The following is a 14,765-nucleotide window of genomic DNA, read 5'->3' as shown; positions in this document are numbered from 1 at the left end:
TAAGACGAATGGACGAGTGAACGCTCGCCCCCGTCTTACCCACAAGGGGAATACAAATATGGAGCGTGTGACACTACGGATTCCGAAACAGCAGATAGAAGAGGTCGAACAAATGGTCGAAACCGGGGAGTACCCGAATCGGAGCGAAGCGATTCGCTCAGCGGTTCGAGAGATGCTCGCCGAGCACGACACAGAACCGGAGCGCCCTTCTGAGAAACGCAAGCGCCGCAAAGAGCGCACGTGGGCGAAGGTGTAAACGATGCAAGATATCGTCAATGAAGCCCTCGAGCGTGACGAACAAGAGCAAAAGCAGATGGCGGACGCCGACGGCTTTGGTGACCCACGAATCGTCATCGTCGGTGCCGGCGGTGCTGGCAACAACACAGTCAATCGACTGTACAACATCGGTGTCGACGGTGCCGAAACGATCGCCATCAACACTGACAAACAGCACCTGCAGATGATCGAAGCGGATACGAAGATTCTCGTCGGGAAGTCCCTGACAAACGGGCTTGGCGCAGGCGGCGACCCAAGTATGGGTGAGCGTGCGACCGAGATGGCACAGGGAACAATCAAAGAGGTACTTGGCGACGCTGATCTCGTTTTCGTCACTGCCGGAATGGGTGGCGGGACCGGGACTGGTGCAGCCCCAGTTGTCTCGAAGATTGCCAAAGAGCAAGGTGCAATTGTCGTCGGTATGGTCTCGACGCCGTTCAACGTCGAGCGCGCACGGACGGTCAAAGCCGAAGAAGGGCTCGAACGGCTCCGTGAGGAGGCGGACTCAATCATTGTGCTGGACAACAACCGCCTGCTCGATTACGTTCCGAACCTGCCCATCGGCAAAGCATTCTCGGTGATGGACCAGATTATCGCCGAAACGGTCAAAGGTATCTCAGAGACGATTACCCAACCGTCGCTCATCAACCTAGACTACGCCGATATGACCGCCATCATGAACAAGGGTGGTGTCGCGGTGATGCTTGTTGGTGAGACCCAAGACAAAAACAAAACCGAGGAGGTTGTCAAGGACGCGATGAACCACCCACTGCTCGATGTCGACTACCGTGGTGCAAGTGGGGGACTTGTCCACATTACGGGTGGCCCCGACCTTACGCTGCAAGAAGCAGAGGGCATCGCTCAGAATATCACCGACCGGTTGGAAGCTGACGCCAACGTCATCTGGGGCGCTCGTATTCAGGAAGAATACAAAGGCAAGGTCCGAGTCATGGCCATCATGACCGGCGTCCAGAGTGCACAGGTGCTTGGCCCAACCACACAAAAGCAAGCCGACAAGTCTCGGCAGGCAATCCAAGGTGTAGAAAGCGAGGAGTTTGACGCGGCAGCGAACTTCGAGCAAAACCAGGATTTCGGTGAAACGGACGGCGGACGCGAAGAAGTCGACCAGCAAAACGGCCTCGACGTCATCCGGACTGACTAACGATTCCGGGAGGTCGATTATAGTCGGTCGTTTCTCTCTTTTCGGACGTTGTCTGTGTATAAGAGGGCGTTTCTAGACTGCCTCGAGTGCTTCTAGTAGTCCACACTTCCGGCAAATGTTCCCGGTCGTCGGACTGCCACATTTTTCACACTCGTCAAGGCTTGTTGACTCACCGCGATGTTCTGTGGCGGCAAGTGCCGCAAGTTCTTCATAGCCGGCCATTATCGAGTGGCGGGTCCCGGGATGGCTCTCTTCGAGTTCGTACAGCAATTCCTGAATCTCTCCACGGAACGCCTCCGAGGAGTGAGGGCATTCAGTGATGTGAGCGGGAAGGTCTTGGAGGTGTGCATACAGCGCAACTTCCCGTTCTGGAACATCACGGAGTGGCTTCGCGCGCGGAACAAAATCCTCGCTGTCTTCTCTTGTCTGGTCGTGCTCGCTTCCATCGAAAGGGCCGAGGCTCGCGTCGAACTGTTGTGCAATCTTTTTGATATCTCCTTCGAGGAAATTCATTAACGCTGTTTCGGCTTCATCATCAAGATTGTGACCAGTCAACATCTTATCAGCCCCAAGCTCAGTCGCATATCGTGAAAGGGCATCACGACGGAACACACCACAGTATGCACAGGCTGACATGTTTTCGGGGTCGTCTTCGACAACGTTGTCCATGCGGACATCGAACTCGTCTTCGTAGTTGACAATCTCGTGTCGAATGTCGAGGTCAGTTGTTAGTTTCCGACAGGCATCGATGCTTTCGTCGCGATACCCCTCAATGCCTTCATGAATCGAGAGCGCAATCATCTCTACACGGGGATCAGCTTCGAACGTCTCGTGCAATATCTCGGTGAGAACGACACTATCTTTGCCACCAGACAGTCCGATAACCCATGTTTCGGGATTCTCAAGTGTTGCAGTATCAGGCAAGAGATTATCGTCACGAACCCGTCGGCGAACACGCTTCTCGACCGAGGCACAAAAGTGCTCCTCACAGAGATGCAGGCCGGAGTAGGCAGCATGTAGTACCGCATCAGCACCGCACTTGTCACACTCCATTATCGGCCCGTTACCGGCAAGAGCGGTTGACCCTTTCGGTCGGAGGTCGCTACTGTTTTTATTACGTAGCGCTAATGCGTGCGAAATGAGCGACTGGGACCGACAACGGGCAATCGAGCGCATCAAGCAACTCGTCGAAGCTGTCGAGACGGAGACGATGCCTGTGCCGGTCCGAGAAATCTGGGTTTTCGGTGAAGTTGTTCTTGGCCTCGACCCCGTTGAGCGACTCGATGTCTACGTTACGAAAGATATTCTCCTCGCAGATGACGCCAAAAGCGAACAGGAGTTTGTCGACTCACACGGTATCCAAGGTATCGGAAAGACAGTTCGGTCGGAGTGGGCCAGAGAGCATCCGGAGTATCTGCGTGCAACAGCAAATGGACACGCAGCACCCGAGAAATGTTTAGCTGCACACTTGCTCGAATCGGATGAGCCAGTGCACCTCGAAGTCTGTAACGCAAGTTTCGAGGACAATGTCACACAGCGTCTCGATGGTGCACAGGCCCGGGGCAACTACGAGGAATTACTTGACCCACGTGGTGCGTGTCTCTGGCTCGACGGACGCCGCTCGGACTCTGCGTTCGAAAAGCTCGAAGACGGCGAGTTTGTGTTACCGACGCTCTCGGCTGCATTCGACATGTTGGGTCTCGATGAACAAGAAGCAACTCAAGCTGCCGACGCAATCAAGAAGTTCCGCAACCGCCAAAGCGGCGTCTCTGTCCGTGGTGACATCGTCTGAGAATTTATCTGCAAGGACGCAGCCAGTGACAATATGCCCTGACAGAGTACGGCAAAACGAAGCGCCGGAGTGTGACACACCGTTTTGCTCGCTTGGTTGGGAACCACCCGTGTCACCTGTTCGCCCCCGAGTGCTGGGCTCAAATTAGAGGTCGCCACTCGTCACGTAGAAAGGCACAACCTCACGCTGTCGGTACGTTCCATCCTGCATCTGCTGGATGACTTCCCGTCCCATCGATCGCCAGTGTTCTCTGAGTTGCTCGAACGACTCTGTAGATTCTTTGCCCGCAAGAATCGTCTCCCGGTCGTCATCGATATCAGTTCCGCTAGCCTTGCGACGTGCGCCTTCGAGCGCACGCTCAGAGTACGGTGATTCAATAGAGCGTTCGTGGTTATACTGCCGCACCTTGACACGTTTGAACCCGGCTTCCTCAAACAACTCCGGGACAGCTCCAAGCGCTGCGTCAGTCTCGATGCCCTGAAGGTACAGTTCACGTGCTCGTTGTGCCAGCCGCGGTTCGGCCTTGACAGTTGAATCGATTGAGACCGCGCTGTTATCTGGCTCGATGACAGCCACGGACTCCGTGGCGACGCGTGCAAACTCTTCAAGTGCCGTAGATGGGTCCGAGAGGTTGACCAACAGCGCCTGACAGACAACGAGGTCGAACGTATCGTCCGCAAACGGAAGACGTGTCGCATCACCCTGAACCCGTGGGCTAGCGATATGCTCAAGCAGTCCGTTGTCGGCGTCAAGCGCGATGACAGATCCAGTCGTCTCGTCGCGGAGGATGCGGGTCAGTTCACCTGTCCCTGCCCCGACATCGAGTACGCATTGTCGACTTTTGAGCGATAGGTTTGCGAGTGCGTCACGAGAGTCGTCCCACATGCCCTCACGGGTCGACTCTAGGTACTCTGCAGTGAACCGTCTCACACTCGTCTTACTCTGGTCGAAGACAAATAGCCTGTCGTCTCTCGACGGGCAGTGCTCTCACTCGCTAAGTTCGTGGACGCGGTCGATATTCCACGCAAATCCCTTGCCATTCTCGGTCGGCGTTTCGAGAACGAGCGGGAGATCACGGATCGCCTCGTGGTTGATGAACGCACGCATCCCGTCTTCTCCAATTTCTCCTTTTCCGATGTGTGCGTGTTCGTCTTTGTTCGTTCCAGACGCGTGTTTCGAATCGTTGAGGTGGACACACGCAAGATTCTCGAAGCCAACCACATCGTCAAATGCTGCGAGTGACTCCGCGACCGCATCGGGCGTCGAGAGGTCGTAGCCTGCAGAGAAGGCATGGGCAGTGTCGAGGCAGACTTCGAGATCTTGTTCAGAACGGTCGAGAACAGCCGCGAGGTGTTCGAACTCGCCCCCCAGTTTGGTGCCACTGCCAGCATCTGATTCGATGAGGATTGTGACATCGTCTGGGACAGTCAACTCGTCAAGCGTGCTCGCAGCGTTGTCGAGCCCCTGTTCAACACCTGCGCCCGTGTGTGCGCCGAGGTGAACGTTGACGTACTCGATACCGAGTGTGGCTGCCGCGTCGACCTCCGCTTGCATGCTGGCAACAGATTTCTCGTGGAGGTCGTCTTTGGGCGTCGCAAGGTTCACTAGGTACGACGAGTGGATAACCCATGGGCCGACTGCTTTCTCGTCAGATTCTGTCTGGAAGCCCGTTGCAGCGTCGGCATCAATGTCGGGCTGTTGCCAGACCTGCGGTGAGGTTGTGAATATCTGCCCGCAGTTGCCACCGAAGGCACGCTGGCGGGGTATAGCGTTGCGGACATCATCGTAAGGAGGTGTTTCATCGTCCGACGAGACACGTGAGCCAGAAATCGAGACGTGTGCGCCTACCTGCATATCTTGAGTGAGTTGCCGCGAGCACATAGCAACTTCGGAGTCGAAAACAAACAGTCAACAACAGACAGGGTCAGACAGAGAGTGGGTCGTTCCGGCGGCGATTCCACTCCTCAGCGGTGTACTTCTCGTCTGCAATCTCGGCTGCTCTGTCGAGTTCGTCGTTAGTCCACTCGCCGACATCGGCGTCGCACCACTCTGTGAGGGCCGCTTCGAGAGTTTCGACGGCTTCCTTTCGGTCGATTCCAGCCTGTTCACGGATAGACGTGACTCGCTTATCGAAAGTCGACTCGCTCACCGCATCCGTCCGGAACGTTCCGAGATGGCGATCAGGTGCAAGCGCATAGGACAGCGAGCCGTGCTGGATGACCGCTTCGCGCTGGCGGTACTGTGCGTTCCCACTTATCTTGTGACCGTCTGCAAGAATGTCGTGTGCAGGGTTGACTTTCCGGAGATAGCAGGTTGGTTTGTGAATCTCCGGGTGTTTCTCGTCTGCAAAGGCGGCGTCGACACCCATCCGGTCAAACGCGTCGAGTATGGGTGTACAGAGCAGTTCGTAACACGTCATCAGGTCGCCCGGAAGTTCATCTTCTGGGCCAACAATCGAGTAGGAGATGTCACCGGAGGAATCGTGATAGATACCACCACCGCCGGTTGGTCGACGCGTAACAGTGATATCGTTGTTGTCGCAGTACTCCCAGTCGACAGTTTCAGGCGGTTGGCGGTACCCAAGCGAGAGTGTACTGGGCTCCCACGTGTAGACACGGACCGTCCGGGGACCGCCCGAAGCTGCAGTTTCAGCGGCCACTTCTTCAAGCGCCATCTGCATTGGACCGGGCCGGCTTTCGACGGGCACGAGTCGCCAGTCTCTGTCTGCAAGCTCAGTCATACCGGCAACTACACACGCAATGACAAAAATATACGCGAAACAGCGACCACAGGCAACAGAAACCGCAAAGTGAAACTACCTTCCGGCCACAGTACCGCTATGGCCGATTTCAACTATGAGACTGATGTCGAAGTGCGGTTTCAAGACCTCGATATCGCTGGGCACGTCAACAATGCAGTCTATGTCACGTACCTCGAAGAAGCCCGAGTAGGCTATCTGGGCGACGTGCTTGGCGTCACCGAACCCGAAGCGGTCAACGCTGTCATCGCTAACCTTGAAATCGACTACCACCGTCCAGTGCGAGACGATACTCATGTGACGGTCGCTCTCCGGACGCTCGAACCGGGAGAGGCAAGCATCCCGATGGAGTACGAAATCCGTGCCGACGGTGCTGTCGCCGCGACCGCAGAAACCGTGATGGTGACTGTTGACTTCGAGACAGGTGAGACACAGCCGCTACCCGATTCCTGGCGCGACCGTATCGAAGAGTACGAAGGGCACTGACGGCCAGCAACGCGGGAGTGAACACGGGGACCCATCTTTATCAGCAGCCTCGCCGTGACCCAACGTATGCAAGCTGGGATTCTCGTGCCAAACGACGCCGACGACCTCGCGGCGTTTGCCGAGCGCTCGGAAACACTGGGTTATGACTCGGTCTGGACAGGTGAACTCTGGGGCCGTGATTCGTTTGTTGCACTGACACGTGCGGCACTCCGGACCGAAAACATCCACCTCGGGACCGCCATTGTCAACGTCTATGGTCGCTCGCCGGCGACAATTGCACAGGCAGCCGCCACACTCAACGACGCCGCTGATGGCCGGTTTACCCTCGGCCTCGGGACGAGCACTCGAAAGGTCGTCGAAGACCTCCACAGCGAGCCGTTTGATAATCCGGCTCGACAGCTCCACGAAGCTATCGAGCTTACCAAGCAGTTCCTTAACGGCGAGAGTCGAGTTTCCTACGAAGGAGATAAATTCGACGTCGCTGATTTCCCATCGCTGTCGACCGACGTATCGGTGTACGCCGCCGCGCTCGGTCCTGCGACGAGACGGGCAACTGGGCGGACCGCAGAGGGCTGGCTCCCTCATAATATTCCCTTCGACCGTCTTGGCGAGGCCTTCGAGACGATAGCCAAGACAGCTGAGGCGGTCGGCCGGGACCCCCAGGCAATCACGACGATCCCCTACGTTCCGAGCGCGGCCAGTGACGACCCAGAGCGTGCCCGGGCAGCTGTCAGCGGTCATCTCGCCTACTACGTCGGGAGCGGCGAGGGGTACCGGCGGGCGGTCGCCGAGTCGTTTCCGGAGGCGGCAGACGCGATTGCCAAAGCGTGGCGGTCGGGGAACCGCGACGAGGCACGAGCCGCCGTCACCGACGAGATGCTCGACACACTCGGGGTAGCCGGCACGCCCGAACAGGCACGCAACCAGCTTGCTGAGGTTGCGGCGCTTGATGCTGTCGACGTTCCGCTTGTCGTTATTCCGGACGACACCGGCGACGAGTTGCGCCGAGAGACGATGGAAGCACTTGCGCCCGGGGAATAAATGAAAGAGAGAGCTGTTTCGGACGTGAGAGTCAGACTGTGACAGACAGCAGAGACCACATCGGTCAAGTAGCTTCACCCCGACCCCTAGTTAATGACCGATACCGGCCCGCTCTCGCCGGACCGTCCTGAAGCCGAAAGCGAGTTTCGTGTCGATGCACCGTTCGATCCCGCAGGCGACCAGCCCGATGCCATCGAACAGCTGGCGGCCGGGTTCCAAGAAGGGATCGACGAGCAGACCCTACTTGGCGTAACCGGCAGTGGCAAGACAAACACCGTTTCGTGGGTCGTCGAAGAGATTCAACAGCCGACTCTCGTCATTGCCCACAACAAGACACTGGCCGCACAACTCTACGAGGAGTTCAGAACTCTGTTTCCAGATAATGCAGTAGAGTACTTTGTCTCTTACTACGACTACTACCAGCCTGAGGCCTACGTCGAGCAAAGCGATACCTATATTGACAAGGATGCCTCTATCAACGACGAAATCGACCGCCTCCGTCACTCCGCGACCCGCTCGCTGTTGACACGTGACGATGTTATCGTCGTCGCCAGCGTCTCGGCAATTTACGGTCTGGGTGACCCGGGTAACTACATCGACATGGCCCTCCGGTTGGAGCAGGGCCAGCAAATCGAACGCGACGAGATTTTGTCCCGGCTGGTCGACCTGAATTACGAGCGGAACGACGTAGATTTTACACAGGGAACCTTTCGCGTTCGCGGTGACACCCTCGAAATTTACCCGATGTATGGCCGGTACGCCGTTCGTGTCGAGATGTGGGGCGACGAAATCGACCGCCTCCGGAAAGTAGACCCGCTAGAGGGCGAAATCGTCAGTGAAGAGCCAGCGGTGCTCTTACACCCCGCAGAGCATTACTCGATTCCCGAACAGCGCCTCAACGAGGCAATCGCGGAGATAGAGTCGCTCCTCGACGACCGAATAAGTTCCTTCGAGCGTCAGGGCGACCTCGTGGCTGCACAGCGTATCGAAGAACGGACGACCTTCGATATAGAGATGATGAACGAAACAGGCTACTGCTCGGGTATCGAGAACTACTCCGTTCACCTCTCTGACCGCGAGTCGGGTGAAGCACCGTACACACTCCTCGACTACTTTCCTGACAATTTCTTGACTGTCGTCGATGAGTCCCACCAGACGCTGCCACAGATTCGCGGCCAGTTCGAAGGCGACAAGTCGCGCAAAGAGTCGCTGGTTGAAAACGGGTTCCGGCTACCAACAGCGTTCGATAATCGGCCACTGACGTTCGGAGAGTTCGAAGAGAAGACCGACCAGACACTGTACGTCTCGGCGACACCGGGTGAGTATGAGCGCGACAACTCCGGACACGTCGTCGAGCAGATTGTCCGGCCAACTCACCTGATTGACCCTGCAGTGGAGATTGCCGACGTCGATGGGCAGGTCAGCAGCCTTATCGACCGTCTCCAAGCACTACCCGAAGACGAGCGTGCGTTGGTGACAACACTTACCAAACGGATGGCTGAAGACCTCACCGAGTATCTCGAAGAGGCCGGCATCGATGTTGCCTACATGCACGACGAGACAGACACCCTCGAACGTCACGAACTTATCCGGAGTCTCCGCCTCGGCGAAATCGATGCTATCGTCGGCATCAACCTGCTGCGGGAGGGACTGGATATTCCGGAGGTATCACTGGTGGCGATACTTGATGCCGACCAAGAGGGATTCCTTCGGTCAGAAACGATGCTCATTCAGACGATGGGGCGGGCGGCACGGAACGTCAACGGCGAGGTCGTGCTGTATGCCGACGAGCCAAGTGGAGCGATGGAGTCGGCAATTCAAGAGACACAACGTCGGCGGCGGATTCAACAGGCCTTTAACGAACAACACGGTTACGAGCCCCACAGTATCGAGAAAGCAATCGGCGAATCGAATCTGCCGGGGAGCAAAACAGACACAGGGGATGCCTCGACTCTTGACCCCGACAGCGAGGACGACGCGCTCCGGGCCATCGACGAGCTTGAAACGCAGATGCAGGAGGCAGCGGATAACTTGGAGTTCGAACTCGCAGCAGATATCCGGGACCGCATTCGGGAATTACGCGAAGAGTTCGAGGTCGAGCATGACGATAATGGCGTCCCAGTCGCCGATTCGGAATGGTGACCTGTCACGCATACTTACACAGTAAAACGACTACTCACCAACGTCATCCGATAGAAAAAGAAAGATGTCAGTCAGTGTCAACACCCGTGATTTCAAAGCGTGCGCCGCCATCAACACTCTCAGTGACAGCGATATCCCAGCCGTGAGCCTCAACGATATCCATCACAATTGAAAGTCCAAAGCCGGTGCCATCCGTATCAGTGGAGTAGCCGGACTCGAAGACGTCGTCGCGTTTCTCCGGCGGGATTCCCGTCCCATCGTCTGCAATGTAGAACCCATTGTCAAGCGTCCCGATAGTAATCCGGACAGCCGTATTGTCGTCTTGGTGTTCCTCTTCTGGCGCATTCGAGCCGTGTTCCATAGCGTTTTTGAGAAGGTTTTCGAGGAGTTGGCGAACCTGAATCGCATCAGCCAGGAGTATCAGGTCAGCATCAACAGTGAGCGTGTCTCTCCCGGATTCAAGCGTCTCCCAGCAGTTCTTCGCGACGCGAGCCAGTTCGACCGGTTCAGGGTCGCGAACCGCCTCGCCCGCGCGGGCAAGCGAAAGTAGGTTCTCGAGTAACTGGTCCATTCGGTCGAGTGCTTGGTCGATATCATCGATATATTCGCTGTCACACTCCTGACGAAGCATTTCGAGACGCAACTCGGCAACAGTCAGTGGGCTACGGAGGTCATGACTCACGACGCTGGCAAACTTTTCGAGTCTATCGTTTTTCTTTTGTAGGGTCTGTTCGTGCTCAATGCGGTTGAGAGCGGCCGTCGCGTGGGATGCTAGTAACTCCGCTGCTTCACGGTCCTCTGATTCAAACACAGCACGCTCTTCGGCGATTCCCTGAAAGATGCCCCATTTACCAAGCGGTACTGAGAGTCCGGAGGTGATGCGATCATAGACCGGTTTCGCTGTATCGTGTTCTTCTCCGTCTACCAGTATGACACTTTTTTGTTCCTGATACGTTTTTCCGGCGACGCCCTCATCTGTTCGCAAGAGGCGTTCGTCTTTTTCGAGTGGGCCTGCTTCGGAGACGCTTTGGGCGCAAAGCCAGCCGTCGTCCGGAACGCCGACCGCACACCAATCAAAGCCAAGAATCTCGACGGCGGCTTCAATGACTGTGTCATAGACCTCGTCGTGCTCGGTGGCTGCCTGAAGCTCAGCCGCAACCTTGTGCAGGCGAGTGATTCGTGACTTGTTTTTATCACCACCCACGTTGGTCATTATCGTACCACTATGGCGACGCGTACGCTTCAACCTTGTGTGCATTCCCCAAGAAGTTGGCATACTGGATGCCGACACGCCTAACTACCGGTCGCTCATAGCTCGTGTCATGAGCGACCCCGAACAGGACGTAGCCGGCACAGTCGAGGGGCAAGGGCCGGTCGAAATCGACGAAGAGATGGCACGACACATCGAGAATAAGCGTGACGAACTCTTAGAGAAGTTCGAACTCCCCGACGAATTTCCACCGGAAGTAATGGAGGAAGCAAAGGAGCGCACCGAAAACATCCAACAGCAGATTGAGGATGAACTCGACGAGAGAGAAGACCTGCGAGACCTGACGACGTGGACGACAGACCCTGTCGACGCACAGGACTTCGACGATGCACTCTCGGTCGAGGAGCGCGACGACGAGTACGTCCTCTGGGTCCACATTGCCGACGTGACACACTATGTCTCACCCGACACTGCGATGTGGGACGAAGCAAACACACGTGGCAATACCATCTATCTGCCGGGGTATACGATTCACATGCTCCCACCAATTCTGGCCGAGACTGTCTGCTCGCTGGTCCCACATGAGGACCGCCTTGCACACACTGTCGAGATGCACCTCGACAAGGAGACACTTGGCTACGAAACAATCGATATCTACAAATCGGTCATCCGGAGCAACGCCCGCTTGACCTATACTGACTGTGAGAACATTCTGGACGACCCCACGGTTGCCAAAGAGTTCCTCGAAGATACCGATGTGGACCTTCCAGAGCGCAACGAACTCGTCTCGACGCTTGCCCAGCGCATGCACGAGGCACGTAAGGAGGAAGGGTCACTTGTGTTGAACCCACAGCGCGACCGTGCCCACACTATCATCGAGGAGTGTATGCTGAAAGCGAACAAAGCAGTCACTCACGAGTTGATGTGGGACCGCGGTGTCGAGGCGATGTACCGTGTCCATCCACAACCCAGCCCCGACGAGTGGAGCGAAGCACTCAAAGAGATTCAAGAACTCGATGGCGTCTCGGTTCCCGGCGACAAGTGGGACGAACCACGCAAGGCAGTCAACGCGACTCTAGAAGAGGCTCCCAAACGACAACTAGACAAGATTCAGTGGGCCGTCATGAAGGTAATGCCCCGGGCAAAGTACATGAACGACCCATTTGGCGGCCACCACGCGTTGAACTTCGAGATTTATGGGCACTTCACGTCGCCAATCCGGCGGCTTTCGGACCTGATAAACCATTGGATTGTCTACACAAACGAGCAGTTCGAGGAACTGCCAGCTCTGTGTGACCATGCCTCTGACCGCCAGCAGGCTGCCGAATCCTGCGAGCGTGAGTACCGCGACTTCCTTGAAGAAATTGGGCTTAGTCCAGATGCAGTAAACAACCGTGGCATCGAAGTGGTCGAAGAGTAGTCGAGGGCGAAAGAGATACAACTCGCGGCTCGTTTGACACCGACAGGAATCTAGAGGTACGATACAACGATGGGAACGTCACGCCGGATGCGGTTCGTCCACGGACAGGTCGCCTGGATGGTGGCGACAGTGCTGGTGCTGGCCCTGCTTGGCTCACTGTCTTACGAGCTGTTTTTCGTCGTGGCGCTACTTGGCTTTCTTATTGTCACAGAGCTGACCGCTCCTGTCTCGATTACGCCCACGTGGCGACGGCGGTTGCGATGGGTTATTCTGCTCGGACTCGCCGGGTTCACCTACGTCGTGATTCGACGGATTCTCGAAATCCTTCCCCCGGGGGTGTTCGGATAGATGGCCCGGGCATCGTGGCTCCCGGAGGGCTGGAACGTTAGCCTCCCGCGCGCGTTGCTGGCTGCGCTTGGCTGTACCGTACTCGTCGCACTGGTGGTGCTGGCGACCGTCTCGACGACGGCTTTCGGGCTGTACAACCCCACTTGGGAGGGAACGAGCGACCTCCGTGAGGAAATCGGCGCCGACCGGAACCTCGACCTCCTCACTGACACGGCCGAGTACGGAGACCTCGACCCGGATAAGGCGGTCGCGTTCGTCATCGCACCTGATGAGGAGTACGACGACCAGGCCGCCGCGGCGGTTCGCCAGTTCGCCGAGCGAGGTGGCACGGTCGTCGTCTTCGAGAACTTTGAGACTAGCGGGAACGCACTGCTTTCAGACATTGATGCCGAGGCCCGCTTCGACGGCCGGGTGTTCCGGGATGAACAGCACTACTTCCGGGGCCCCGAGATGCCCGTGGCGACGACCGTTGAGAACCACACCCTCACAGAGGGGGTCGACCGCCTGACATTGAACCTTGCGACCGCCGTCGAGCCGGGCAATGCGACTGTTCTTGTTGGGACCAGCGAGTTTGCGTATCTGGCCGAGGAACCGGACGCAGAACTCGACGACGAGGACGAACTGGCGAGTTATCCCGTTGCGACAATCGAGTCAGTCGGTGCCGGCGACGTGGTGGCGGTGGGCGACCCGAGCATCACCATCAACGCGATGCTTGGGGAGTCAGACAACGCTGTCTTCCTCGAACAACTGTACGCCGATAGCGACCGTGTGGTCTTTGACCTCTCTCATCACGAGAGCGTGCCGCCGCTGACGAGTACGCTCCTGGTCATTCGTGAGACACCGCTGTTGCAGGTACTCCTCGGAGGGGTCGCCATCGCTGCCGTCGTCGCGGCGTCTCGCGGGCAGTTCCGTCGCCTCGGGCGACGGCTGACGGGGACTGCGGGCTGGCAGCAAGTCCGACGCCGAGTCGGGCTACGGTCCGACCCGGACGGACAGATGATGAGTGCCGACGAGCGGGCACGATACCTGCGACGCCAGCACCCCGACTGGGACGAGGAGCGAATCAATCGCATAGTGACAGCATTTAACCGCACCACCGAGCAAGAGAGTAAACGAGAATGAGTCGGGAGGACGCAACCACGGGCGGACAGCGAACCGGGGACGGCGACCCCAAGATGTTGTATGAGACAGTTTCAGCAGAGATGCAGCGAGTTCTCGTCGGGAACGAGGGAGCTGTCGAACATCTCATGGTCGGGCTGTTGACCCAGGGACATATCCTGCTCGAAGGGGTGCCCGGCGTCGCAAAGACAACGCTGGCGAACCTGTTCGCTCAAGTTTCAGGTCTCGACTACAGCCGCGTTCAGATGACGCCCGATATCCTCCCGGCGGACATCACCGGTACGTACGTCTACCGCGAACACACCGGAGAGTTCGAACTTCAGCGAGGCCCGGTGTTCTCGAACGTTGTCGTCGCCGACGAAATCAATCGGGCGACGCCCAAGACCCAGAGTGCACTGCTGGAGGCGATGCAAGAACGCAGCGTCACGATTCGCGGCGAGACGCTCTCTCTGCCCGAGCCGTTCATGGTCATCGCCACACAGAACCCAATCGAGATGGAGGGGACGTTCGAACTCCCCGAAGCCCAGCGCGACCGGTTTCAACTCAAGTTGACTATCGACCTGCCCGACCGGGACGTAGAGCGGGAACTCGCCAACCGCTTTGACGACGACCCGGAGCTGGGCCCTGGTCGCGTGACACAGGTCGTCGATAAACAGGCAGTACTCGCTGCACGGGAGGCGGTCAAAGACGTACACGTCGCCTCACCAGTGGTCGAGTACATCCTCGATATTGTCGAGGAGACGCGAACCCATCCAGACATCTCACACGGTAGTTCGCCGCGCGCGACGCTTGCTTTCCTTAACTCCGCGAAAGCGCGGGCCACAATCCATGGCCGGGAGTACGTCATCCCGGACGATATCAAGACACTCGCGGAACCGATTCTCGCACACCGTCTCGTCTTGAACACCGAAGCCGACCTCAGCGATGTCTCCCCGGCCGACGTCGTGGCTGACATCCTCCAAAATGTCGAGCCGTCGGGTGCCGGGGCCGAGGAACTCAGCCTCGATTGAT

General features: G+C 57.4%; 15 protein-coding genes. 10 read left to right on the top strand and 5 right to left on the bottom strand.

Annotated features, from left to right (window positions below):
- Positions 1-58: 58 nt before the first annotated feature.
- Both cdrS and ftsZ read left to right on the top strand, forming a co-directional pair.
- Positions 59-256, top strand: coding sequence for a transcriptional regulator CdrS (gene cdrS / locus N5098_RS01680; RefSeq protein WP_267635945.1), 198 nt, complete (start codon positions 59-61; stop codon positions 254-256).
- 3 nt (positions 257-259) lie between these two features.
- Positions 260-1,438 carry a cell division protein FtsZ gene (ftsZ, locus tag N5098_RS01675; protein WP_267635944.1) on the top strand — a complete coding sequence of 393 codons (1,179 nt, stop codon included), beginning with the start codon at positions 260-262 and terminating at the stop codon, positions 1,436-1,438.
- Positions 1,439-1,510: 72 nt separating this feature from the next.
- On the opposite strand, the gene ncsA is transcribed toward ftsZ, so the two are convergent.
- The gene (gene ncsA / locus N5098_RS01670; RefSeq protein ID WP_267635943.1) at positions 1,511-2,491 is read right to left on the bottom strand and encodes a tRNA 2-thiolation protein NcsA; all 981 of its coding nucleotides are present in this window, start codon (positions 2,489-2,491) and stop codon (positions 1,511-1,513) included.
- A gap of 85 nt (positions 2,492-2,576) precedes the next feature.
- Here ncsA and N5098_RS01665 point away from each other — a divergent pair, with 85 nt between their 5' ends.
- On the top strand, positions 2,577-3,230 hold the full coding sequence (locus N5098_RS01665; RefSeq protein ID WP_267635942.1) for a DUF7095 family protein: 654 nt from the start codon (positions 2,577-2,579) through the stop codon (positions 3,228-3,230).
- Between the two features lie 144 nt (positions 3,231-3,374).
- On the opposite strand, the gene N5098_RS01660 is transcribed toward N5098_RS01665, so the two are convergent.
- The 3 genes from N5098_RS01660 to N5098_RS01650 all read right to left on the bottom strand — a co-directional run bounded on the left by N5098_RS01660 (position 3,375) and on the right by N5098_RS01650 (position 5,970).
- Entirely contained in the window at positions 3,375-4,160 is a 786-nt protein-coding gene (locus tag N5098_RS01660) for a class I SAM-dependent methyltransferase (RefSeq protein ID WP_267635941.1), read from the bottom strand.
- 57 nt (positions 4,161-4,217) lie between these two features.
- Complete coding sequence (locus N5098_RS01655) at positions 4,218-5,084, bottom strand: deoxyribonuclease IV (protein ID WP_267635940.1); 867 nt, start codon at positions 5,082-5,084, stop codon at positions 4,218-4,220.
- Between the two features lie 70 nt (positions 5,085-5,154).
- Positions 5,155-5,970 (bottom strand): lipoate--protein ligase family protein, encoded by an 816-nt coding sequence (locus N5098_RS01650; protein WP_267635939.1) that lies wholly within the window; start codon positions 5,968-5,970, stop codon positions 5,155-5,157.
- A gap of 99 nt (positions 5,971-6,069) precedes the next feature.
- On the opposite strand from N5098_RS01650, the gene N5098_RS01645 reads away from it, so the two are divergent.
- The 3 genes from N5098_RS01645 to uvrB all read left to right on the top strand — a co-directional run bounded on the left by N5098_RS01645 (position 6,070) and on the right by uvrB (position 9,657).
- Positions 6,070-6,474 (top strand): thioesterase family protein, encoded by a 405-nt coding sequence (locus N5098_RS01645; protein ID WP_368407980.1) that lies wholly within the window; start codon positions 6,070-6,072, stop codon positions 6,472-6,474.
- A 66-nt stretch (positions 6,475-6,540) separates the two neighbouring features.
- Positions 6,541-7,515, top strand: a complete 975-nt coding sequence (locus tag N5098_RS01640; protein WP_267635938.1) for an LLM class flavin-dependent oxidoreductase — start codon at positions 6,541-6,543, stop codon at positions 7,513-7,515.
- Between the two features lie 93 nt (positions 7,516-7,608).
- A complete protein-coding gene (uvrB, locus tag N5098_RS01635; protein ID WP_267635937.1) occupies positions 7,609-9,657 on the top strand; it encodes an excinuclease ABC subunit UvrB in 2,049 nt (682 codons plus the stop codon).
- A gap of 67 nt (positions 9,658-9,724) precedes the next feature.
- On the opposite strand, the gene N5098_RS01630 is transcribed toward uvrB, so the two are convergent.
- Positions 9,725-10,870: a sensor histidine kinase gene (locus N5098_RS01630; RefSeq protein ID WP_267635936.1), complete on the bottom strand. Its 1,146-nt coding sequence runs from the start codon at positions 10,868-10,870 to the stop codon at positions 9,725-9,727.
- Positions 10,871-10,979: 109 nt separating this feature from the next.
- Here N5098_RS01630 and N5098_RS01625 point away from each other — a divergent pair, with 109 nt between their 5' ends.
- The 4 genes from N5098_RS01625 to N5098_RS01610 all read left to right on the top strand — a co-directional run bounded on the left by N5098_RS01625 (position 10,980) and on the right by N5098_RS01610 (position 14,764).
- Positions 10,980-12,287, top strand: a complete 1,308-nt coding sequence (locus tag N5098_RS01625) for an RNB domain-containing ribonuclease (protein ID WP_267635935.1) — start codon at positions 10,980-10,982, stop codon at positions 12,285-12,287.
- Positions 12,288-12,356: 69 nt separating this feature from the next.
- Positions 12,357-12,635: a DUF8044 family membrane protein gene (locus N5098_RS01620; protein WP_267635934.1), complete on the top strand. Its 279-nt coding sequence runs from the start codon at positions 12,357-12,359 to the stop codon at positions 12,633-12,635.
- Positions 12,636-13,757, top strand: coding sequence for a DUF4350 domain-containing protein (locus tag N5098_RS01615; protein ID WP_267635933.1), 1,122 nt, complete (start codon positions 12,636-12,638; stop codon positions 13,755-13,757).
- Positions 13,754-14,764 carry an AAA family ATPase gene (locus N5098_RS01610; protein ID WP_267635932.1) on the top strand — a complete coding sequence of 337 codons (1,011 nt, stop codon included), beginning with the start codon at positions 13,754-13,756 and terminating at the stop codon, positions 14,762-14,764. Before N5098_RS01615 ends, N5098_RS01610 begins: the two co-directional genes overlap by 4 nt.
- Position 14,765: the final 1 nt, after the last annotated feature.

The sequence above is a fragment of the Halovenus rubra genome, from assembly GCF_026586665.1.
GTDB lineage: Archaea > Halobacteriota > Halobacteria > Halobacteriales > Haloarculaceae > Halovenus > Halovenus rubra.
The sequence above is the reverse complement of the archived record's forward strand: the minus strand, read 5'-3'. Positions and strand labels throughout refer to the sequence as shown.